Source organism: Salinispora cortesiana (assembly GCF_000484695.1).
Classification (GTDB): domain Bacteria; phylum Actinomycetota; class Actinomycetes; order Mycobacteriales; family Micromonosporaceae; genus Micromonospora; species Micromonospora cortesiana.
The window spans coordinates 1-21062 of record NZ_AXVR01000009.1 but is presented as its reverse complement, the minus strand read 5'-3'; the positions used below and the strand labels follow the sequence as shown (position 1 = coordinate 21062).

General features: G+C 69.7%; 19 protein-coding genes and 1 pseudogene. 5 read left to right on the top strand and 15 right to left on the bottom strand.

Going from position 1 to position 21062, the window contains the following annotated elements; genetic code table 11:
* Window positions 1-29: 29 nt before the first annotated feature.
* Window positions 30-863 (top strand): peptidylprolyl isomerase, encoded by an 834-nt coding sequence (locus K228_RS0106545; RefSeq protein ID WP_025617701.1) that lies wholly within the window; start codon window positions 30-32, stop codon window positions 861-863.
* A gap of 64 nt (window positions 864-927) precedes the next feature.
* On the opposite strand, the gene K228_RS0106540 is transcribed toward K228_RS0106545, so the two are convergent.
* The 8 genes from K228_RS0106540 to ruvC all read right to left on the bottom strand — a co-directional run bounded on the left by K228_RS0106540 (window position 928) and on the right by ruvC (window position 10455).
* A complete protein-coding gene (locus K228_RS0106540) occupies window positions 928-3387 on the bottom strand; it encodes a RelA/SpoT family protein (protein WP_025617700.1) in 2460 nt (819 codons plus the stop codon).
* A 271-nt stretch (window positions 3388-3658) separates the two neighbouring features.
* On the bottom strand, window positions 3659-4225 hold the full coding sequence (locus tag K228_RS0106535; RefSeq protein ID WP_025617699.1) for an adenine phosphoribosyltransferase: 567 nt from the start codon (window positions 4223-4225) through the stop codon (window positions 3659-3661).
* An 86-nt stretch (window positions 4226-4311) separates the two neighbouring features.
* On the bottom strand, window positions 4312-5496 hold the full coding sequence (gene secF, locus K228_RS0106530) for a protein translocase subunit SecF (protein WP_025617698.1): 1185 nt from the start codon (window positions 5494-5496) through the stop codon (window positions 4312-4314).
* 1 nt (window position 5497) lies between these two features.
* Window positions 5498-7492, bottom strand: coding sequence for a protein translocase subunit SecD (secD, locus tag K228_RS0106525; protein WP_029723388.1), 1995 nt, complete (start codon window positions 7490-7492; stop codon window positions 5498-5500).
* Between the two features lie 240 nt (window positions 7493-7732).
* A complete protein-coding gene (gene yajC / locus K228_RS0106520) occupies window positions 7733-8068 on the bottom strand; it encodes a preprotein translocase subunit YajC (RefSeq protein ID WP_025617696.1) in 336 nt (111 codons plus the stop codon).
* Window positions 8069-8212: 144 nt separating this feature from the next.
* Window positions 8213-9271 carry a Holliday junction branch migration DNA helicase RuvB gene (gene ruvB, locus K228_RS0106515; RefSeq protein WP_025617695.1) on the bottom strand — a complete coding sequence of 353 codons (1059 nt, stop codon included), beginning with the start codon at window positions 9269-9271 and terminating at the stop codon, window positions 8213-8215.
* Window positions 9272-9325: 54 nt separating this feature from the next.
* Entirely contained in the window at window positions 9326-9928 is a 603-nt protein-coding gene (gene ruvA, locus K228_RS0106510) for a Holliday junction branch migration protein RuvA (protein ID WP_025617694.1), read from the bottom strand.
* Window positions 9925-10455: a crossover junction endodeoxyribonuclease RuvC gene (gene ruvC, locus K228_RS0106505; RefSeq protein ID WP_018743965.1), complete on the bottom strand. Its 531-nt coding sequence runs from the start codon at window positions 10453-10455 to the stop codon at window positions 9925-9927. Before ruvC ends, ruvA begins: the two co-directional genes overlap by 4 nt.
* 231 nt (window positions 10456-10686) lie before the next feature.
* On the opposite strand from ruvC, the gene K228_RS0106500 reads away from it, so the two are divergent.
* Window positions 10687-11469 (top strand): 3-hydroxybutyrate dehydrogenase, encoded by a 783-nt coding sequence (locus K228_RS0106500; protein ID WP_025617693.1) that lies wholly within the window; start codon window positions 10687-10689, stop codon window positions 11467-11469.
* Window positions 11470-11483: 14 nt separating this feature from the next.
* Window positions 11484-13403 (top strand): helix-turn-helix domain-containing protein, encoded by a 1920-nt coding sequence (locus K228_RS0106495; protein ID WP_025617692.1) that lies wholly within the window; start codon window positions 11484-11486, stop codon window positions 13401-13403.
* A 55-nt stretch (window positions 13404-13458) separates the two neighbouring features.
* On the opposite strand, the gene K228_RS0106490 is transcribed toward K228_RS0106495, so the two are convergent.
* The 6 genes from K228_RS0106490 to K228_RS0106465 all read right to left on the bottom strand — a co-directional run bounded on the left by K228_RS0106490 (window position 13459) and on the right by K228_RS0106465 (window position 18707).
* Entirely contained in the window at window positions 13459-14472 is a 1014-nt protein-coding gene (locus K228_RS0106490; RefSeq protein WP_025617691.1) for a branched-chain amino acid ABC transporter permease, read from the bottom strand.
* Window positions 14469-15350 (bottom strand): branched-chain amino acid ABC transporter permease, encoded by an 882-nt coding sequence (locus K228_RS0106485; RefSeq protein WP_025617690.1) that lies wholly within the window; start codon window positions 15348-15350, stop codon window positions 14469-14471. Before K228_RS0106485 ends, K228_RS0106490 begins: the two co-directional genes overlap by 4 nt.
* Window positions 15347-16606, bottom strand: a complete 1260-nt coding sequence (locus tag K228_RS0106480) for an ABC transporter substrate-binding protein (RefSeq protein WP_025617689.1) — start codon at window positions 16604-16606, stop codon at window positions 15347-15349. The genes K228_RS0106485 and K228_RS0106480 overlap by 4 nt, the downstream gene beginning before the upstream one ends.
* Window positions 16607-16646: 40 nt before the next feature.
* Window positions 16647-17339, bottom strand: coding sequence for an ABC transporter ATP-binding protein (locus tag K228_RS0106475; RefSeq protein WP_025617688.1), 693 nt, complete (start codon window positions 17337-17339; stop codon window positions 16647-16649).
* Window positions 17326-18087, bottom strand: a complete 762-nt coding sequence (locus K228_RS0106470) for an ABC transporter ATP-binding protein (protein WP_025617687.1) — start codon at window positions 18085-18087, stop codon at window positions 17326-17328. The genes K228_RS0106475 and K228_RS0106470 overlap by 14 nt, the downstream gene beginning before the upstream one ends.
* Before the next feature lie 275 nt (window positions 18088-18362).
* Entirely contained in the window at window positions 18363-18707 is a 345-nt protein-coding gene (locus tag K228_RS0106465) for a hypothetical protein (protein ID WP_025617686.1), read from the bottom strand.
* Here K228_RS0106465 and K228_RS30125 point away from each other — a divergent pair.
* Together K228_RS30125 and K228_RS0106455 are read left to right on the top strand one after the other, a co-directional pair.
* Window positions 18693-19447 (top strand): annotated as a pseudogene (locus tag K228_RS30125) (DUF5753 domain-containing protein). The gene K228_RS0106465 and the pseudogene K228_RS30125 overlap by 15 nt on opposite strands.
* A complete protein-coding gene (locus K228_RS0106455) occupies window positions 19444-19635 on the top strand; it encodes a DUF397 domain-containing protein (protein ID WP_025617684.1) in 192 nt (63 codons plus the stop codon). Before K228_RS30125 ends, K228_RS0106455 begins: the two are co-directional and overlap by 4 nt.
* A gap of 148 nt (window positions 19636-19783) precedes the next feature.
* On the opposite strand, the gene K228_RS0106450 is transcribed toward K228_RS0106455, so the two are convergent.
* Window positions 19784-20080 (bottom strand): maleylpyruvate isomerase N-terminal domain-containing protein, encoded by a 297-nt coding sequence (locus K228_RS0106450; RefSeq protein WP_025617683.1) that lies wholly within the window; start codon window positions 20078-20080, stop codon window positions 19784-19786.
* Window positions 20081-21062: the final 982 nt, after the last annotated feature.

Here is a 21062-nt window from a genome sequence, read left to right as displayed (position 1 = left end):
AAACCCACATCGTGCAGGAGGATCCAGGCGTGACGTCCCCCAATGAGCGGCAACGCGCGGCGGCCCGCGCTCGGCTCGAGAAGGAGATGGCCGAGCGGACCGCCCGGGCTCGTCGGCGTCGGCAGACCCAGGCGATCGTCGGGGCGAGCGCGGCTCTCCTCCTGGTGGTCGCCGGCACCGTCTGGCTGGTGTCGAGCCTCGGCGACGACTCGGCGACCGACTCGCCCACCGCCGCCGGTGCTGCCGAGTGCGTCTTCACCGAGATCCCCGCCGACCAGCGGACCCCACAGATCAAGGACGTCGGCCTGCCGAGCAACCAGCAGCCGAACACCGGCGCCCAGACCCTCACCATCGACACGAACCTCGGGCCGATCACGGCCAAGGTCGACCGGTCCCAGACGCCGTGCACCAGCGCCAGCTTCACCCACCTGGCTGAGCAGAACTTCTTCGACAACACTAAGTGCCACCGCCTCGTCACCGAAGGCATCAAGGTGCTCCAGTGCGGTGACCCGAGCGCGACCGGCGACGGTTGGCGGGAAACCGACGGCACCGGCGGGCCGAGCTACCGGCTGGCCGAGGAGAACCTACCCACGGACAAGCGGCCCCCGTACCCGGAGGGCGTTATCGCGATGGCCAACTCCGGCGCACCCGGTAGCACCGGCAGCCAGTTCTTCATCGTCTACGGTGACTCGCCACTCGACCCGAACTACACCGTCCTCGGCACCATCACCAGTGGGTTGGACATCGTCACGGAGGTCGCGGCCGCCGGCGACGACGCGGCCTACGCGCAGATGGCCGGCGGCGGACACCCGAAGAAGGAGGTCACCATCACCGACCTCACGATGAGCGCATCCCAGGGCTGACCGCCCCAGCCAAAGCGCGACGCGCCCCCGGCTCCCGCCGGGGGCGCTCGTGCATGCTGATGAGTCAGGAGCCGGAGGTAACCCGGTAGGCGTCGAAGACGCCGTCGACCTTCCGCACCGCGGCCAACAGGTGCCCCAGATGCTTGGGGTCGGCCATCTCGAAGCTGAACCGGCTCACCGCCACCCGGTCCCGCGTGGTCGTCACGGTCGCCGAGAGGATGTTGACCCGCTCGTCGGAGAGCACCAGGGTCACATCGGTGAGCAGCTTGTGCCGGTCGAGCGCCTCGACCTGGATGGCGACGAGGAAGGTCGACGCGCTGGTGAGCTTCCAGCCCACCTCCACGACCCGCTCCCCCTGCGCCTTGAGGTCCTCGGCGTTGGCGCAGTCGTCCCGGTGCACACTCACCCCGCCGGAGCGGGTGACGAACCCGAACACCGAATCCGGCGGGACCGGGGTGCAACAGCGGGCCAGCTTGATCCACACATCGCTAACGCCCCGGACGACGACACCCGGGTCGTTGCTGCTGGCCCGGCTCCGCGGCGGGCGGGTCGCCACGGCGGTCTCGGCGATGTCCTCGACGGCACCCTCCTCACCGCCGTAGGAGGCCATCAGCTTCTGCACCACCGACTGGGCGGAGACGTGACTGTCACCGACCGCCGCGTAGAGCGAGGCGACGTCGGCCAGGTGCAGATCCCGGGCGATCGCCATCAGGTTGTCGGAGCTGAGCATCCGCTGCAGCGGCATCCCCTGCTTGCGCATCGCCTTGACGATCGCGTCCTTGCCGGCCTCGATCGCCTCCTCGCGCCGCTCCTTGTTGAAGTACTGCCGAATCTTCGTGCGCGCCCGCGGGCTCTTGACGAACCCCAGCCAGTCCTGGGTCGGGCCGGCCGTCTCCGACTTCGAGGTGAAGATCTCGATCACGTCGCCGTTGGAGAGCGTCGACTCCAACGGCACCAGCTTGCCGTTGACCCGCGCCCCGATGCACTTGTGCCCCACCTCGGTGTGCACCGCGTACGCGAAGTCCACCGGCGTTGACCCCGTCGGCAGCGGAAAGACGTCACCCTTCGGGGTGAAGACGTACACCTCCTGGCTGGACAGGTCGAAGCGCAGCGCGTCCAGGAACTCGCTCGGATCGGCCGCCTCCCGCTGCCAGTCCAGCAGCTGCCGCAGCCAGGTCATCTCATCGATGTGCGCCGGCGGGCCCACGATCTGGGTGCCCTTGTGCTCCTTGTACTTCCAGTGCGCGGCGATACCGAACTCGGCGGTACGGTGCATCGCGTACGTGCGGATCTGCATCTCCACCGGTTTGCCGGTGGGCCCGATCACCGTCGTGTGCAACGACTGGTACATGTTGAACTTCGGCATCGCGATGTAGTCCTTGAACCGGCCCGGGACCGGCTGCCAGTTCGCGTGAATCACACCCAACGCCGCGTAGCAGTCCCGCACCGTGTCGACCAGGATCCGGACGCCCACCAGGTCGTAGATGTCGTTGAAGTCCCGCCCCCGCACGATCATCTTCTGATAGATCGAGTACAGGTGCTTCGGCCGACCGGTCACCTCCGCCCTGATCTTGGCGGACTTCAGGTCGGTGCCGACCTTCCTGGTCACCTGCCGCAGCAGCGCCTCCCGCTGCGGCTGGTGTTCCCCGATCAGGCGGTTGATCTCCTCGTACCGCTTCGGGAAGAGGGTGCCGAAGGCCAGATCCTCCAGCTCCCACTTGATCGTGTTCATACCCAGGCGATGTGCCAGGGGAGCCAGGATCTCCAGCGTCTCCTTGGCCTTCTGCTCCTGCTTCGGCCGCGGCAGGAAGATCAGGGTACGCATGTTGTGGAGCCGGTCGGCCAGCTTGATCACCAGGACGCGGGGGTCCTTCGCCATGGCGACGACCATCTTGCGGATCGTCTCCGCCTTCGCCGCGTCGCCCAGCTTGACCTTGTCGAGCTTGGTCACCCCGTCAACCAGCAGCGCCACCTCGCCACCGAAGTCGGCCCGCATCTGGTCAAGCGTGTACTCGGTGTCCTCGATCGTGTCATGCAGCAGCGCCGCGACCAGCGTGGTGGTGTCCATGCCCAGATTGGCCAGGATGGTGGCCACCGCGAGCGGATGGGTGATGTAGGGATCGCCGGACTTACGGTACTGACCGGAGTGCCAGCGAGCCGCCGTGTCGAAAGCGCGTTGCAACAGCCGCGCGTCAGCCTTCGGGTGATTCTCCCGGTGACTTGAGATCAGCGGTTCCAGCACCTCGCTGACCTGCGAGGACTGCCAAGGCGCGTTGAACCGGGCCAGCCGGGCCCGCACCCGGCGCCCGGTCGGCGCGCTGGAGAGCGCGAATCCGCCGCCAGGAACGGTCTCGGGCACCAGATCGCCCCGCTTCGGACCGACCGCCTCCTCGCTCCCCGCGTCCGGGCTGGTGCGGAGGGCGTCTGTCGCTCCAGCGCCGCTACCGGGACCAACCCCAGGCCGGGAGCCACCACTGCGGTCGGTCACCGAGCCGTCGCCTGTCGGGTGCACCGTGTCCTCCACCGGAGGGGCGACATCGTGAGACACCGGCCTCCTCACCGCTCGCCGGGCGCGCCGACCAGACGGCCGACGTCGGACTCAACCGGCCGCGCCGGCCGGCGTTGTCGATCCCGGCCGCACCGGCCGGGGTGGCTCCGCCGACCTTCGGCCGCCGGGTCCTCGCCACCGGACGAATCCACGCGCCCGGTTAGCAAATGGCAATGCTACCCGCACTCACGGTGCGCCGCCGTCTCGCCGACCCGGGCTGCACCGGCTCATCCGCCCGGCCAGACGATCAAACGGTCAACAGGGCATGGACCGGGCGCGGGGCCAGCCGCTCGCGACCGCCGAGGAAGCCCAACTCCAGCAGGACGGTGAAGCCCGCCACCGTACCGCCGGCCCGCTCGACCAGGTCGAGGGTCGCCTCGGCGGTGCCACCCGTGGCGAGTACGTCGTCCACCACCAGGACCCGATGCCCGGCCGTGAACGCGTCCTGGTGCACCTCCAGGGTGGCCTCACCGTATTCCAGCGCGTACGACGCCGAGTAGGCCACCCGGGGCAGCTTGCCCGCCTTGCGTACCGGCACCACCCCGACGCCGGCGGCATACGCGATCGCTGCCGCGACCACGAACCCACGGGCCTCGATCCCCACCACGGTGTCGAACGAGTCCCGCCCGTGATAGCGCACGATGCCGTCAATGACCTCGCGAAAAGTATCGCCGTCGGCAAAGAGCGGCATCAGGTCCTTGAACATGACGCCGGGCTTCGGGAAGTCCGGTACATCCAGCACCCGGCTGGCCACCAGTTCGGCCATCTCCCGGCCGCTGTCCCCCCGTACCCCGGTGGTGTGGGTCTCTGTCACGCCGCTCCGCTCCTTGCTCCGACGACGGCGTCCTTCACGCTGTTCGCACAGCCTGAAAGACGCCGTCGTTCCGTTCCACTGGCGCGTCAGCGCCGCTTGCCGCCCGGGCGGTTGCCGCCACCGGCGGGGCGGCCACCGCGCGCGCCGGTCGGCCGCTTGCCCGCCGGCCGTGCCCCCACCTTCGGGGCCGCGCCGGCGAGGGCCGGCGCCTCCGGGTCGTTCCGCTCCTCGGCACTCTCCGTCGGCCGCGGCGCGCTCTTCGCCGAACCCTCGCCACGCTCCAGCGCGGCCCGGCGGGCCAGCACCCGCTTGTTGTGCGCCTGGATCCGCGGCTCCTGGTTCTTCAGCAGCACCAGCAGCGGGGTGGCCAGGGTGATCGAGGAGAAGAACGCCACCGCCATGCCGACGAACAGCACCAGGCCGAGGTCCTTCAGGGTGCCCGCGCCGAACAGGCCGGCACCGATGAAGAGCAGACCGCCGACCGGGAGCAGGGCCACGATCGAGGTGTTCAGCGACCGCATCAAGCTCTGGTTGATCGCCAGGTTGGCCGCCTCACCGTACGTCTGGTTGCTGTTCGCGGTGATGCCGCGGGTGTTCTCCTGGATCTTGTCGAAGACCACCACCACGTCGTAGAGGGCGAAGCCCAAGATGGTGAGGAAGCCGATCACGGTCGACGGGGTCACCTCGAAGCCGACCAGCGAGTAGATGCCGGCGGTGAGGACCAGGTTCATCAGCAGGGAGCTGACCGCACCGACCGCCATCCGCCACTCGAAGCGCAGCACCAGGTAGACCATCACCAGCACGAGGAAGATCACCAGGCCGAGCACCGCCCGCTCGGTGACCTGGCTACCCCAGGCCTGGCTGACCTGGCTGCCGCTGACGTCGCTGACCGGGAGGCCGAACTCCTCGGCTACCGCCGCCTTGACCGCGTTGGACTGCTCCGTGCTGAGCTGTGAGGTACGCATCTCGTAGAAGTCGTCACCGGTACCGCCGACCTTCTGCGCGGTCACCACCTCCGCGCCGCCGCCCTCAGTGGCCAGCGCGGCGTCAACCGCCTCCTCGGCCTGCTCCAGGGTGCCGACGCTGGCGGGCACCTGGATCGAACTACCGCCAGCGAACTCGATACCGAGGTCGAACCGGAGGAACGCGAAGCTCAGCACCGAGATCAGGGCCAGCACCCCGGCGAGGCCGAACCACACCTTGCGGCGGCCGACAATGTCGAGACCGGCCTCACCACGGTAGAGGCGACTCGCGAGACCAGCACCGGCCATCTCAGGCCTCCTTCGCGCGCGGGTTGCGGGGCTGGGCCGGCTTGTCCCGGGCCGGCAACGCCCGACCGAGGCCGCTGACCCGCGGGGACAGGAACGCCCGGGTGCGGGCGAACATCGTCATGATCGGGTGTCGGAAGAGGAAGACCACCACCAGGTCGAGGATCGTGGCGAGGCCCAACGCGAAGGCGAAGCCCTTGACCACCCCGACCGAAACGATGTAGAGCACTACCGCGGACATCAGGGTGATCGCGTTGGCGGAGATGATCGTCCGACGGGCGCGGATCCACGCCCGGGACACCGCGCTGCGCGGGCTGCGCCCCTCCCGGATCTCGTCCTTGAGCCGCTCGAAGTAGATGACGAAGGAGTCCGCCGCCACACCGAGCGAGACGATCATGCCGGCGATGCCGGCGAGGGTGAGAGTGAACCCGATCTGCCGGCCGAGGACCACCAACGCGCCGAAGACAAGCAGCGCGGAGAGGACCAGGCTCAGGAAGATCACGGAGCCGAGCAGCCGGTAGTAGAAGAACGAGTAGATGATCACCAGCAGCATCCCGATACCGGCCGCGAGCAGGCCAGCCCGCAGGTGGCTGGCGCCCAGGGTCGCGGTGACGTTCTGCTGCGCCTGCGGCTCGAAGGTCACCGGCAGCGCGCCGTAGCGCAGCGTGCTCGCCAGGTCGCTGGCGTCCTGCTGGGTGAAGTTGCCGGTGATCTGCGAGTTGCTGGTCAACACGCCCAGGATCTCCGGCGAGGAGACGACCTGGTTGTCCAGCACGACGGCGACCCGGCAGTTGCCGCTGTCCCCGAGCGCGCTCGGGTCGCAGGCAGCACCCTCGTTGTTGAACGCCTCGCGGGTCAGCGCGGTCCACTTCTCCTGGCCGGAGCCGGTGAAGTCCAGGCTGACCACCCACTGGCTGGTCTGGTCGAGCACGGCGTTGGCGTCGTTGATGTCGGTGCCGACGACCTTGGCCTGGTCGAGCAGGTACTTGATGCTGCCGAACTCGCAGGCGACGACCTGTTGGTCAACGGCGGAGATCGACGCCGGCGGGCGGGCGTCCAGCTGGCCACAGGTGATCTGCGGGACGTTGAACTGCATCTGGGCCGGCAGCACCGCGATCTCACGGTCGGTCAGCGATGCGAACGGCTTGAGCTTCTCGACCAGCGACGGGTCGGTGGTCACGTCGGTGGGCGACTGAAGCCCGTTCGCGGCCTCCCAGGCGGCCGCACCGACCTTCTGCTCGACCGCCCTGCGCTGCTCCTCGATGCTGGCCGGCACCGGGGTGGCGCCGTCACTCGCCGCCGGTGTCGCGCTGGGTGAGGAGGACGCGCTCGGCGTGGGCGTGACGCTGGGCGAGGCCGCGGGGGTGGCGCTCAGGCTCGGCGCCGCGGCACCACCGCCCTCACCTCCGGTCGGCGAGGCCGTGACCTGGACGCTGCTCGACGGGGTGGGGGAGGCGCTACCGGTTGCGGACGGCGTGGCAGAGCCAGACGGCGCGGCGGAGCCAGACGGCGTGGCAGAGCCAGACGGCGTGGCGGAGCCAGACGGCGTGGCAGAGCCAGACGGCGTGGCGGTGGGGGTGGCGGACGGGCTCGGCGGCGGGTTCGCCGCCGCACCACTACCGTCGGCCACCTGGAGCACCTTCCGGAAGCGCAGTTCCGCGGCGCTACCGACCTCGGTCAGGTCCCGGTTCTCGCCGGGAAGGGAGATCACGATGTTCCGGTCGCCCTCGGTGACGACCTCGGCCTCGGCGACCCCGAAGGCGTTGACCCGGCTCTCAATGATCTGCCGGGCCTCCTCAAGGTTCTCCGCGGTCGGCGCCTGGCCGTCGACGGTGTTGGTCGCCTCCAGCGTCAGCCGGGTGCCGCCGACCAGGTCGAGACCGAGCTTGGGCTCAAGCCGGTCCTGCCAGCTACCGCTCGCGCCGCCGCCGAAGAAGACCAGAAGATAGAGGACCACGAAGATGGCCCCAAGCACGGCGAGCTGCCGCCCGGGGCGCATCTGTTTCTGAGGTGGTGCCACGGCTGTCCTGTCTCCCTGTAGGGTCACGCCGCCACGCCAGCGGCGGCTGTCGGCCGGGCGAGCCGGCCGAAGCTATGTGGGGGTCGCCGCAGCGGCGCACGGGTGCCGACGCGGAACGCCACCACACCCTGCACCTACCGAGGGTGGCGTATCGACCCGATTGTCAAATTTTCGTCCAACTCATGCGCTGCCCGGGCCGCCGGAATGACGGGCGGGATGTCACTCCTTGACGGCGTCCGCGTCGTCGACCGCCGCCTCAGCGGGCTCCTCCGCCTTGGTGACGACCCGCGCGATCGCGGGACGGGCGTACCGGGTCTCCACGCCGGGAGCGACCTCCAGCAGCACCGTCTCGTCGTCCACCCCGGTGACGGTGCCGTAGAGCCCGCCGATGGTGACGACCTCGTCACCGTGCCCCAGGGAGGACTGCATGGCCGCCGCCTCTCGGCGCCGCTTCTGCTGCGGGCGGATCATCATGAAGTACATGACTCCGAAGAGCAGGACGATCATAAGGATGGGCGTGAAGCTGCCAGCGCCGCCATCTTGTGCCAAAAGCACGGTGGTAGAACCTTCCCATTGGCCCCCATACCGGCACAAGGGCACCGGGGTGAAGGCGATTTCTTACATCTGTACAGACCGCGGCGAGTCTAGTCGCTTCACCTGGGAACACCGAATGCGACACAGATCACGTTCGCATCACGGCTAATCAGGCTCTACCGAGAACAGGTCTCGCGCGGGAGGGGTATCCGGGCCAAATGTACCATTCGGCGGCATACGCCCCAGGTGGCGCCAGGCCGCCTCGGTGGCGACCCGACCACGCGGTGTTCGGGCGAGGAGACCGGCCCGTACCAGGAACGGCTCACAGACCTCCTCCACCGTGTCCGGTTGCTCCCCCACCGCCACCGCCAGCGTGGAGAGGCCGACCGGACCGCCCCGAAACAGATCCACGAGCGCGGTAAGCACCGCGCGGTCAAGCCGGTCCAGCCCCAACGCGTCCACGTCGTACACGGTCAGTGCCGCCTGCGCGGTCTCCCGGCTAACCACGCCGTCGGCCCGGACCTCGGCGAAGTCACGCACCCGGCGCAGCAGCCGGTTCGCGATCCGGGGAGTGCCCCGCGCGCGGCCGGAGATCTCGGCCGCGCCGTCGACGGTGATCGGCACGCCGAGGATGCGGGCCGAGCGGTTCAGCAGTCGCTCCAGGTCGGCTGGGGAATAGAAGTCCAGGTGTGCGACGAAGCCAAACCGGTCCCGCATCGGGCCGGTGAGCAGCCCGGCGCGGGTGGTCGCCCCGACCAGGGTGAACGGCTCCACGTCCAGCGGGATGGCGGTCGCCCCGGGCCCCTTGCCCACCACCACGTCAACCCGGAAGTCCTCCATCGCGCTGTAGAGGAGCTCCTCCGCCGGCCGGGCGATCCGGTGGACCTCGTCGATAAAGAGCACATCCCCCTCACCGAGGCTGGTCAGGATGGCCGCCAGGTCACCGGAACGCTCGATCGCCGGGCCGCTGGTCACCCGGATGCTGGTGCCCAGCTCGGCGGCGACGATGTTGGCCAGGCTGGTCTTACCCAGCCCGGGCGGGCCCGACAGGAGGATGTGATCGGGGGGGCTGCCGCGGCGTAGCGCGCCCTGGAGCAGCAGGTCGAGCTGATCCCGGACCCGCTCCTGCGCGATGAACTCGGCCAGCCGGCGCGGCCGGACGCTGGCCTCCGCGTCCCGCTCGGCGTCGCTCACATACGCCGAGACCAGATTGTCACCCGTCATCCCGACTCCTCATCCGCGCCCCGGATGCGGTCGGCCGACGCACTCCCCCACCCGTCATCGGGTCCGGCCCAGCAGCCGAATCGCCTGCCGGAGCAGGACCGGCACCGGGGGCACCTCCCCCTCCACCGTCTCCGCCACTGCGGCGACCGCCTGATCCGCCTGCGCCGTCGTCCAGCCGAGCCCGACCAGGGCCTGACGCACCTGCTCCGGCCAGTTGCCGGTCGTGACGCCGACCGCCGCGTCGGCACCGACCGGGGCGGGACCGATCCGGTCCCGCAGCTCCAGCACAAGCCGCTCGGCGCCTTTCTTGCCGATCCCCGGCACCCGGGTCAACGCGGCGATGTCGGCGTTGGCGATGGCCGCCCGGACCGCCTCCGGCGCGTGCACCGCGAGGACGGCCTGGGCAAGTCGGGGGCCGACCCCACTGGCCGTCTGCAGGAGCTCGAACAGGGCCTTGGCGTCGTCGTCGGCGAACCCGTAGAGGGTTAGCGAATCCTCCCGGACGACCAGGCTGGTGGCGAGGCGGGCCGGCTGGCCCACCCGCAGGTCAGCGATCGTGCCCGGCGCACACTGCACCGCCAGGCCCACCCCGCCGACCTCCACGACGGCGTGGTCGGGACCGGTCGCGGTCACCACACCCCGGACACTGGCGATCATCGGCCTCCTCCTCGTCGTCGGGCCCGGTCGGCGGCGGTCGCCAACTTCGAGCGGGTGCCACCGCGCCACACGTGGCAGATGGCCAGGGCCAGGGCGTCGGCGGCGTCCGCCGGGCGGGGCGGGGCGGAGAGCCGCAGCAGCCGCGTCACCATCGCGGTCATCTGGGCCTTGTCGGCCTGACCGGAGCCGGTCACCGCCGCCTTCACCTCGCTCGGAGTGTAGGTCTGCACCGGCAGGCCCGCCCGCGCCCCGGCGAGAACAGCGACCCCGCTGGCCTGCGCCGTGCCCATCACCGTGCGGACATTGTGCTGGCTGAACACCCGCTCGACGGCCACGCTGTCCGGCCGGTGCTCGGCCACCAGGGCGGTGAGCGAGCGGTCCAGGGTCAGCAGGCGCAGCGGCAACTCGTCATCGGGGTCAGTGTGGACGACATGGTAGGCGACCAACGTGCAGGGGCGCCCCGGCACGCCCTCGACCACGCCGACCCCGCACCGGGTCAGCCCCGGGTCAACGCCGAGCACGCGCACGCCGCCTCCTCCCCAACCGCCAGCAGTACGTGTGTTCGACACCCTACCGAGATCGTCGGAGCCGCAGCCGGCGGGACACGCCGGAGCCCGAGGGCAGTGCGGGCGCCGAGCCCGACGGCGGCGCCGGCGGCGGGATTCGCCCGATGTCGACTGCGACCACACAGCACCGACGACGAGTATGTGTCGCTACCCCATGTGCACCTGACCGCACAGGTCGTAGTTTCATGCGCCATGACGGCAGATCCGAGGACGACCCCCCACGTCGTACAGGTCGATCTCACCGGGCGAACCGCCCTGGTGACCGGGGGCGGCAGCGGCATCGGGCGGACGTGCGCGCGACGACTCGGCGCCGCCGGCGCCACCGTGGTGGTGGTGGACCGGAACCTCACCGCCGCCCGGACAGTCGCCGCCGAAGTGGGCGGCCGGGCCGTCGGTGCCGACCTGGCGGACCCGGAGACGGTCAACCACCTCGACACCAAGGTCGACATCGTGGTCAACAACGCCGGGCTCCAACACGTCGCCCCGATCCCGGAGTTCGCCGTGGAACGCTTCGAATACCTGCACCGGGTGATGGTCGAAGCCCCGTTCCTGGTCATCCGCCGGGCCCTGCCGCACATGTACGCCGAAGGCTGGGGACGCATCGTCAACATCTCCTCGGTGCACGGGCTGCGCGCCTCGCCGTACAAGGCGGCGTACGTCTCGGCGAAGCACGCGTTGGAGGGTCTGTCCAAGGTGGTCGCGTTGGAGGGCGCCGCGCACGGCGTGACCGCCAACTGCGTCAACCCGGCGTACGTGCGCACCGCGCTGGTGCAGCGCCAGATCGCCGACCAGGCCGCCAGCCACGGCATCCCGGAATCCGAGGTCGTCGAGAAGATCATGCTGGGCCGGGCGGCGATCAAGCGGCTGCTCGAACCGGAGGAGGTGGCCGAGTTGGTGGCGTACCTGTGCTCACCACCGGCGGCGTTCATCACCGGCGCGTCCATCGCTCTCGATGGGGGGTGGACGGCGAACTAGGGCGCCGGCGCACAATGGCCGTCATGTCCTCGCCGGTGGAGTTCCTGGAACTACTCGCCCGCGAAGCCACGGCGGTGGAGTTCGAGGGCCCACTGGTGGCCGCGCGCACCGCCAGCGCGCCCCCGGAGCGGCTGGCCGAGCTGGAACGGGCGAAGACGGTCGCGTTGCGGGTACGGGCGCTGCTGGAACGACGGCGACGCCGGGAAAGTGAACTCTCCGGGCTGTACGACACCGTCAGCGACCTGGCCGGGCTCCGCGACCTGGACGACGTGCTGCCGGCGATCGCGCGCCGGGCCCGGAACCTACTCGACGCCGACGTCGCGTACATGACACTCAACGACGACCGGCGCGGCGACACCTACATGCGGGTCACCGACGGCTCGGTGTCGGCCCGGTTCCAACGGCTGCGGCTACCGATGGGCGCCGGCCTCGGTGGCCTGGTCGCCCAGTCCGGTGCGCCCTACGTCACGGCGAACTATCCGGCGGACGACCGGTTCCGCCACACCAGCGAGATCGACGCCGGCGTCGGTGAGGAGGGCTTGGTGGCCATCCTCGGCGTGCCGCTGCGGCTGGGCTCGATCTCGATCGGCGTGCTCTACGCCGCCAACCGCTCGGCGCGCCCGTTCGCCCGGGAGGAGGTGGCCCTCCTGGCGTCGCTGGCCGCGCACGCCGCCGTCGCGATCGACACCGCTCGGCTGCTCACCGAGACCCGCTCCGCGTTGGCGGAGCTGTCGGCGGCCAACACCACCATCGGGGCACACAGCGCGTCGGTGGAGCGCGCGGCGGCAGCACATGACCGGATGACCGCGCTGGTGCTCCGCGGCGGCGGTGTGGAGGAGGTCGCCGCCGCCGTACCGGAGGTCCTGGGTGGAGCGCTCCTAGCCCTGGACGCCGAGGGTCGGCTCCTGGCCCGGGTCGGCGAGATCGACCAACCGAGGCGGGCGGAGATCGTGGCCGCGGTGGCCGCGTCCCGGGCCGCGGGGCGCAGCGTGCGTCGCGGCCCACTCTGGTACGCCGCCGTGGTCGCTGGCGCCGAGAACCTGGGGGCGTTGGTGCTTCGCCCCGACGACGAGTTGGTCGACGCCGACCAGCAGATCCTGGAGCGGGCCGCCCTGGTCACCGCGCTGCTGCTGCTGTTTCGGCGGACGGTCGCCGAGGCGGAGGGGCGGGTCCGCGGCGAACTCCTCGACGACCTGATCGCCGACCCGCCGCGGGACACCGACGCGCTCCGCGACCGGGCCCGTCGACTCGATGTGGACGTGGACACCGCGCAGGTGCTGGTCTGTGTGCACGACGGCGCGATCGCCGCGACGGACCCGGCCCGGCAACGGACCCTCTCCTGGGCCACCACCTACGCCTGCACCCGCGGCGGGCTGGCCGCGGCCCGGGACGGGAAGGTGGTGCTGATGCTCCCCGGCTCGGACGCGGGCACCGCCGCCCGCGCGGTGGCGCGGGACCTGTCCCGGCTGACCGGGCGACGGGTGACCGCCGGCGGCGCTGGTCCCGCCACCGGTCCGGCCGCGCTGGCAGCGGCGTTCCGCGAGGCGAAGCGCTGCCTGACCGCGCTCGGCGCGCTCGGCCGGGCCGGGCAGGGCGCCAGTGCGGACGAGTTGGGTTTCGTCGGCCTGCTGCTGGGCGCGGTCGACATCGGCGGCGACCGCGATGTCTCCCGGTTCCTGGCAGCTACCGTCGGGCCAGTGGTCGACTACGATGCCCGCCGGGGCACCGCCCTGGTACGGACCCTGGAGGCGTACTTCGGAGTGGGGAGCAGCCTGACCCGCGCCGCGGAACAGCTCCACGTGCACGTCAACACGGTCACCCAACGGCTGGAGCGGGTCGGCCATCTCCTCGGCGTTGACTGGCAGCAGCCGGAGCGCGTGCTCGAGGTGCAGCTCGCACTCCGGCTCCACCGCCTCCGCCACCCGCCCGGCTGAGCCCGCCCTGGTTGAGCCCGCCCCAATTGAGGCTGTGGCCGCCCGCGGCGGGGAGTCAGTCCCGCCGCCCCCACCGGCGCCGGGCCAACGCGGACGCGGTGCCCCAGATGCCCCGCCGGAACAGCAGCACCACCACGACGAAGATGCCGCCGGTGACCAGCCCGATCGCCTCGAAGCCGGAGAACGACAGCCAGTCCTCCAAGCGGACCAGGATGCCGGCACCGAGCACGCCACCCCAGAGGGTGCCGATGCCGCCGAGGACCACCACGATCACCGCCTTGCCGGAGGTGGTCCAGTGCAGCACCTCCAGCGAGACGAAGCGATGGCTGACGGCGAAGAGCCCACCGCCGAGGCCGGCGAGGAAGCCGGAGAGCACAAACACGGTGAGCTTGTACCGGTGCACCGGGTAGCCGAGCGCACGGGCGCGCGCCGGGTTGTCCCGGATCCCGACCAGCACCCGACCGAACGGCGAGTGGACGATCCGCCACGCGCCAGCCAGACCGAGCAGCACGATCGGCAGGATCGCGTAGTAGAAGTAGTAGTCGTCGGTCAGGTCCAGCCCGAACAGCTCCCGCGGCACCCCCTGCAGGCCGTTCTCGCCCTGGGTCACCGACCGCCACTCGTTGGCGACGTAGTAGACCAGCTGCGCGAAGGCCAGGGTGACCATGGCGAAGTAGATTCCGGTTCGCCGTACCGCCAGGTAGCCGATCGGCACCGCGAGCACCGCCGCGGCGAGCGCCCCGGCCAGCACCGCGGCCGGAAACGGCAGGCCCAGGTGGATCGCCACCAGACCGGTCACGTACGCCGACGTGCCCCAGAAGGCCGCGTGCCCGAAGGACAGCAAGCCGGTGAAGCCGAGCAACAGGTCCACCGCGACGGCGAAGAGCGCCCAGCAGAGGATGTCCACCGCCACCGCCGGGTACAAGCCATTCGGTAGCCAGAGCGCCACCGCCAGGCCGGCGACGAGCAGCGCGTACCGGGCCCAACCGGGGGCGCGGGCCGCTGCGGCCAGCCCACTGGACGCCCCCCGCCCGACCGGCTCGGACCTGCTCTCCACGGTGCTCGTCATGCTGGCGCCTCCGCCCGGCCGAAGAGTCCGGCCGGGCGCCAGAGCAGCACGGCGGCCATCACGATGAAGACGATCGTCTGGGCCACGATCGGGAAGGCGGAGAGGTAGGCCTCGGCCCACGCCTGCACCATCCCGATCCCGAAGCCGGCGGCGACCGAGCCGAAGATCGACCCCAGCCCACCGATCACCACCACCGCGAACACCACGATGATGAGGTCCGCTCCCATCAGTGGGTTGACCGCGCGCATCGGCGCGGCGAGCACCCCGGCCAGCCCGGCCAGCGCGATACCGAAGCCGAAGACCGGGGTGATCCACCGCCCGACGTTGATGCCGAGCGCCCGGGTCAGCTCCGGCCGCTCCGTCGCGGCCCGAACGATCATGCCGACCCGGGTACGGGCCAGCGCCCACCACACCCCGACGCAGACCGCCACCGCGAAGCCGAGGATGAAGACCCGGTACGTCGGGAAGTCGAAGAGCCCGAAGTCGACCGAGCCGCGGAGCCCGGCCGGCGCCTCGTACGGACTGGACTGCACCCCGTACCGGAGCTTCACCAGGTCCTGCAGGATCAGCGTGAGGCCGAAGGTGAGCAGGAAGTTGTAGAGCGGGTCGAGCCGGGTGAGCCGGTGGATGAACGCCCGCTCGAGCGCCATGCCGAGCAGCGCCAGGGCCAGCGGCACGACCACCAGGGCGACCCAAAACGGCACTCCCGCCTCGGCCAGCAGCACGTACGCGCCGAAGGCACCGAGCATGTAGAAGGCGCCGTGGGCGAAGTTCACCACCCGCAGCATCCCGAAGATGACCGCGAGGCCGAGCGCGAGCAGGGCGTAGAACGCCCCGCTGACCAGCCCGTTGAAGGTGCTCTGGAGAAGAGCGGTCACAGCGTGCAGTCCGGGGACGGGGCTCGGAACGCCTCCTCGGCCGGGATGGTGTCGAGGATCCGTACGTAGTCCCACTCCTCGGTGACCTCGGACTGCGGCTTCACCTGGGCCAGGTAGGCGTCATGGATCACCCGGTGGTCCGCCGCCCGAATCTTGCCGTTGCGCAGGAAGACATCGTTGACTTCCTTACCCTCCAACTCGGCGACGATCGTGTCGGCGTCATCGGTGCCGGCGGCCTGCACCGCCTCCAGGTACTGGGTGGCGGCGGAGTAGTTCGCCGCGTGCGCGAACGACGGCCGGGCACCCGTCTCCTGCTGGAACCGGTCGGCGAACTCCCGGTTCTGCTGATCGAAGTTCCAGTACCAGGCGTCGGTGTAGGTGGTGCCGGCCAGCGCCGCCGGGGTCAGCGAATGAATGTCGGTGATGAACATCAGACCGACGGCCAGACTGACGCCCTTGTCGCGCAGCTCGAACTCGTTGTATTGCTTCACCACGTTGACGAGCTCCGCCCCGGCCTGCATGGTGCCGAGGACGTCCGGCTTCGGATCCAACGTCGCCGCCTTGAGCAGGTAGCTGGAGTAGTCACCGCTGGTGTTCGGGAACGGCGCCCCGTCCTTGCCGACCACCCGCCCACCGGCGTCGGCGATGGCCGCGGAGAAGCTCTTCTCCATGTCCTGACCGAAGGCGTAGTTCGGGTAGAGGATGTACCAGTTCCGGCCGACCTGCTCGGTGGTGGTCCGGCCCGTGCCGTTGGCCAGCATGTACGTGTCGTACGCGTAGTGGAAGGTGTATTTGTTGCAGCTTTTGCCGGTGAGGTCGGTGGTCGCCGCGCTGATGTTGAAGTAGAGCCTGCGCTTCTCCTTCGCCACATCGGCGACCCGCAGCGCCGCCGACGAGGTGGGCACATCCAGGATCAGGTCGACCCCCTGCCGGTCGTACATCTCCTGGGCCTTGCTGTTCGCCAGGTCCGGCTTGTTCTGATGGTCGGCGCTGCGCACGCTGATGTCCGTGGTGACCGCCCGGTCGCCATACTTCGCCCGGAAGTCGGCGATCGCCAGCTCCACGGCCGTGACCGAGTTACGGCCCGACAGCTCGGAGTAGGCACCGGACTGGTCGTTGAGGACGCCCAGCACGATCGCGCCACCGGTCACCTTCTCGTCCCCTTCGGATTGGGGACCTCCACCACCGCAGCCAGCGACCACGAACGCCGTGGCCGTTGCCGCCGCGACCAAACCCACCGTCCTACGCATGACCATCCCTTCGTCCGCGCACCGCGCGGGATCGGTCCTGAGCTACTCAGATGCCGAGGTACGACAGCAGTTCGCGTTCCCGCGACCGCACCTCGGAGTTCTCCATCGCCGCCGTGACGCGCCCCTCGGCCAGCAGGTAGTGCCGGTCGGCGACGCTGGTGGCGAAGCGCAGGTTCTGCTCCACCAGCAGCACCGTCACCCCGTGCCGCTTGGCTTCCCGCAGCAGGTCACCGACCTGCTGCACGAGCAGCGGCGCCAGCCCTTCGGTCGGTTCGTCGCAGAGCAGCATGCGGGCGCCCATCCGCAGGACCCGGGCCAGCGCCAGCATCTGTTGCTCGCCCCCGGAGAGCGTCGTGGCGGCCGAGTTACGCCGCTGGTAGAGGGCGGGGAACGCCTCGTACACCCGCTCCAGCGACCACGGGTCCGGCCCAACGGTGGGCGGCAGGGTCAGATTCTCGGTCACGGTCAGGGTGGCGTAGCTACCCCGATCGTCGGGGACCCAGCCGAGTCCCAGCCGGGCGCGCCGGTCCGCCGACAGGTTGCCGAGCGCTGTCCCGCCCAGCTCGACGGTGCCCCGCCAGCCGGTGTGCAGGCCCATGACACAGCGCAGCAGGGTCGACTTGCCGGCGCCGTTGCGGCCCACCAGGGTGACCACCTCGCCGGGGTCCACGTGGAGACCGGCGTCCCGCAGCACCTGCGCCTCGCCGTACCAAGCAGAGAGGTTCTCAATGCGCAGCATCGGCGGCTCCCAGGTAGGCGGTGATCACCCGCTCGTCGGCGCGAACCTGCTCGTACGGGCCTTCGACGAGGACCCGGCCGGCCTGCAGGACGGTGACGGTGTCGGCGAGCCGCCCCACGACGCTCATGTTGTGCTCGACCAGCACCACGGTTCGGCCCTGCCGAACCTGGGCGATCAGCTCGACGGTGCGGTCGACGTCCTCCAGCCCCATGCCCGCGGTCGGCTCGTCCAGCAGCAGCACCTTCGGGTCCAGGGCGAGGGCGATCGCCAGCTCCAGGGCGCGCTTGCGACCGTAGGCTAGGGCCTCGGCGGGAACCGCCGCCAAGTCGGCCAGCCCGACCATCTCCAGTAACTCGTCGGCCCGATCGGTGTAGCGCCGCATCAGCTTCGCCGACCGCCAGAACCGCCAGCCCAGCCCACTCGGACTCTGCAACGCCAATTCGACATGTTCCCGGGTGGACAGCTGCGGAAAGAGGCTGGTGATCTGGAAGGAGCGGGCGATGCCCCGGCGGGCGACCTGCTCCGCCGGCAGGCCGGTGATGTCGCGTCCCGCCAACTCGATCCGGCCACCGGTGGGCGGCAGGAAGCCGGTGAGCAGGTTGAACAGGGTTGTCTTGCCCGCACCGTTCGGGCCGACGAGCGCATGCACACTGCCTTCGGCGACCACCAGGTCAATGCCGTCAACCGCACGGAAGCCCCGGAAGTCGCGGGTCAGCTCGTGGGCCGACAGGAGGCCTTGCCCGGCCATCGCCACCCCTCTCCCCGGCCTGGCGACGGACGAAAGCGGTGACTGCGGTCACAGGTCCGTCGGGCGTGCAGGAAACCTACGGCCGTAGATCGAGGAGAGGCTATGTTGCCAGACCCCACATTCCGGCACCCGGATGCGTGGCCGGACGACGTCCGGTAGGCGCGGTCCCGGGAATGGTTGGACGACGCCCCCCGAACGCGGGTTCGGGGCGTCGTCCGGGCGAGCGCAAGTCGGAGCAGCCGACCTACGCCCACCTGGTCCGAGATCAGAGCTTGCTATGGCTCCTCCACCTCTGCGGCGGACCGCCGGAACGGATTCCATGCGACGAAGCGCTCGAACAGCGCACGTGGACTTGGTCCATCGTTGGGGTTGAGGCAGTAGAGGTCATGCATCGCCTCGTACATGAGCCCGGCGAGGTAGATAGCGAGCGACGCCATCCTGCCCTCGCGCTCGGCCTTCAGCAGCAGGCGGGCTTGGGCGCAGGGCCACTGTTGACACCACGCCCGGCACGTCCACCTTGGCCGTAGCGGTGTGTGCGGTACCCGAGCCCCGGGACGGCGGCGAGGGTGCTGCGGGTGCGGACCGAGCCTGGGTTGCGGCATCTGATGCATGATCACCATCGACCGCCATTCGCTCGCCACTGCTGGGCGGGGGTCAGCCAGCCGACGCGGCCTGGCCGGGGGTCAGCGAGAGTCGGCCAGGTCACCGACCCGGACGAGCAGGATCGCCACTGGCAGCTCGCGCGCGCTGGGCGGAAGCGAGGCTGGTGGGAGTCGTACCGGGATGTCCTCACCGACTCCCTGGGCTCCTATATCGGCTTCGAGAACGACGCTACGTCCTTGAAGATCTGGTCCTGGGGAGTCTTTCCCGGGCTCCTCCAAACCGAGGCGTACGCTCGGGCGCTCTTCGCCTCGGACCCCGTACGAACGGAGCCCAAAGAGGCGGATCGGCTGATCGCGGCTCGCATGCAACGTCAGCAGCGGATCACGGATGACGGGCTGAACCTGTGGGTTGTCCTGGATGAATCGCTACTACACCGTCAAGTCGGGCCCCAGACGTGCTCACGAAGCAGCTTAAGCGGATTGCCGAACCACCACCAGGGGCGACGGTGCAGGTACTGCCATCGAACGTCGGATGGCATCCCGGCCTGAGCGGCGCCTTCACGATCATGGAGTTTGCCGAGTTCCCAACGATCGCCTACCGCGAAACGCTGACCGGGGACACTCCGGTTGAGGCCGCCCCTGACGTGGGGCACTACACCCTGGCTTTTGATCACCTCCGGGCTGCAGCCTTGAGCCCGGTAGAATCACAGAAAGTCGCCGCGGTGGTGACGCGGAAACTACGGAAGGAACAGCATTGAACCTCGGTGGCGCTGTGTGGCGCAAATCCACCCGGAGTTCCGGTCCCGGTAGCGGGGATTGTGTGGAGGTCGCCGACAACCTTCCTGGCGTCGTGGGCGTTCGAGACAGCAAGGACCCGACCGGGCCGGCGCTGGTGTTCGGACCAGCGGCATGGCGAGCGTTCGTAACACAGACCAAGCAGCACTGATCGTCAGCAAAGCCGAAGCGGACCGGCTCGGGGCGGTCAGCGCGTCGAGGGCTCGATAGACGAGCAAATCAGCCGAGCCGAATGCCTGCGACTTCGCTGCGTCCTCGGCCCCGACCTCGCGGCGCAGGAGAAGGCGTGTCGTCGATGGTCACACGGACGGATCCCAGGCTGGAAGCTGATCGAAGAGTTGCTCGACGGAATCGGCCCACCAAGCCAGGAGGGCCTCGCGTTCCTGAGGCACACCCATGCCGTCACCCCAAGCCGACTTCTCCAGGGGCGCGTCTGCGGTCCCTGCGGCGACGATGGTGGCTGATTTACGACGGCCCAACCCCACGTGTTGCACGAAATTAAACAGCGTCCACTCGGGATGGGCCGGCACCTGCGCGTCGAGGCTGGGTGCCGCGGCGACCGCAGCATGGAAGGCCGCCGACCGCTCGTTGATCAACCGCAGATGATTGTTAAAATGCCATAATGGGTGACAAGGTAGCTGCCATGAATTCCACATCCGCACCCCGATCGCTTCCCCGAAATCGCCTCTTCGTATGCATTGCAACGATCAGTGTCACCCTTTCGGTAGTTGCCTTGGGAGTGCCAGGCGGTACCCTCGCCAGCCTAATTTTCTTACTGCTATCGCGTCGGCGCCGAGCCTCGACGTTAATAGTGTGGAGCTTGGCGGCCATCTTTGGGCTACTCCTGTGCTTAAGTGCTTTATTTTTGGCGGATTCTCTCCTTGCCCATGGCGAATTTCATTCGACAGTCACCCCCTAACAGAAAAGTCCGACCTGCAGGGTGTCGGGCCTTTGCTGACGACTACCGCAGCCGGCAGCGGGCGCCTACGGGACGCCTCGGGCGGTCAACGCGGTGAGGGCACGATCGACCTCGTCCTCGGTGGAGTAGTTGTGGAACGAGACAGATTCGTCCGGCGCACACCGCCGTGCGGGCTGACGGGTCACTCCGGGTTGGAAGCGTTTCACCGCACGTCTTGCAGGTGCAGGTGGTAGAGAATGGCATTCGTTGGTAGGGGTGTTGTCGGTCGGGAGTAGGAAACGATGCGCGGAATCTGTCAGCGGGTAGTCCGTGGCACTGGCCGGGTGGGGCGCGTCCTCGCTGGACCCTGATTCTTCGCGGGTCTGACGCCTGTCGATGATTGAGGGGCCGGCATTGTAGCTGGTGGATGTCTTGGGCTCGTCGGGTATGGCTGTGGGCCGGCTGTCGCGCCGGTGGGGCGTGGTCTCCTCGGGTTCCTCCTGGTCGTCGGGGCGGTGGTGGGGTGGTCAGGTGGCGGGCATGGGCATGCGGCGGATGGTCTCGATGGCGGTAGCTAGGTCGGTGGCCCAGGGCCAGGTGCGGGGCAGGCGCAGCCAGCGGTAGCGGCGGGCGCGGACCAGGCGTGCGGGAGTCTGGAGGATTCGGTAACGCAGCGTTTT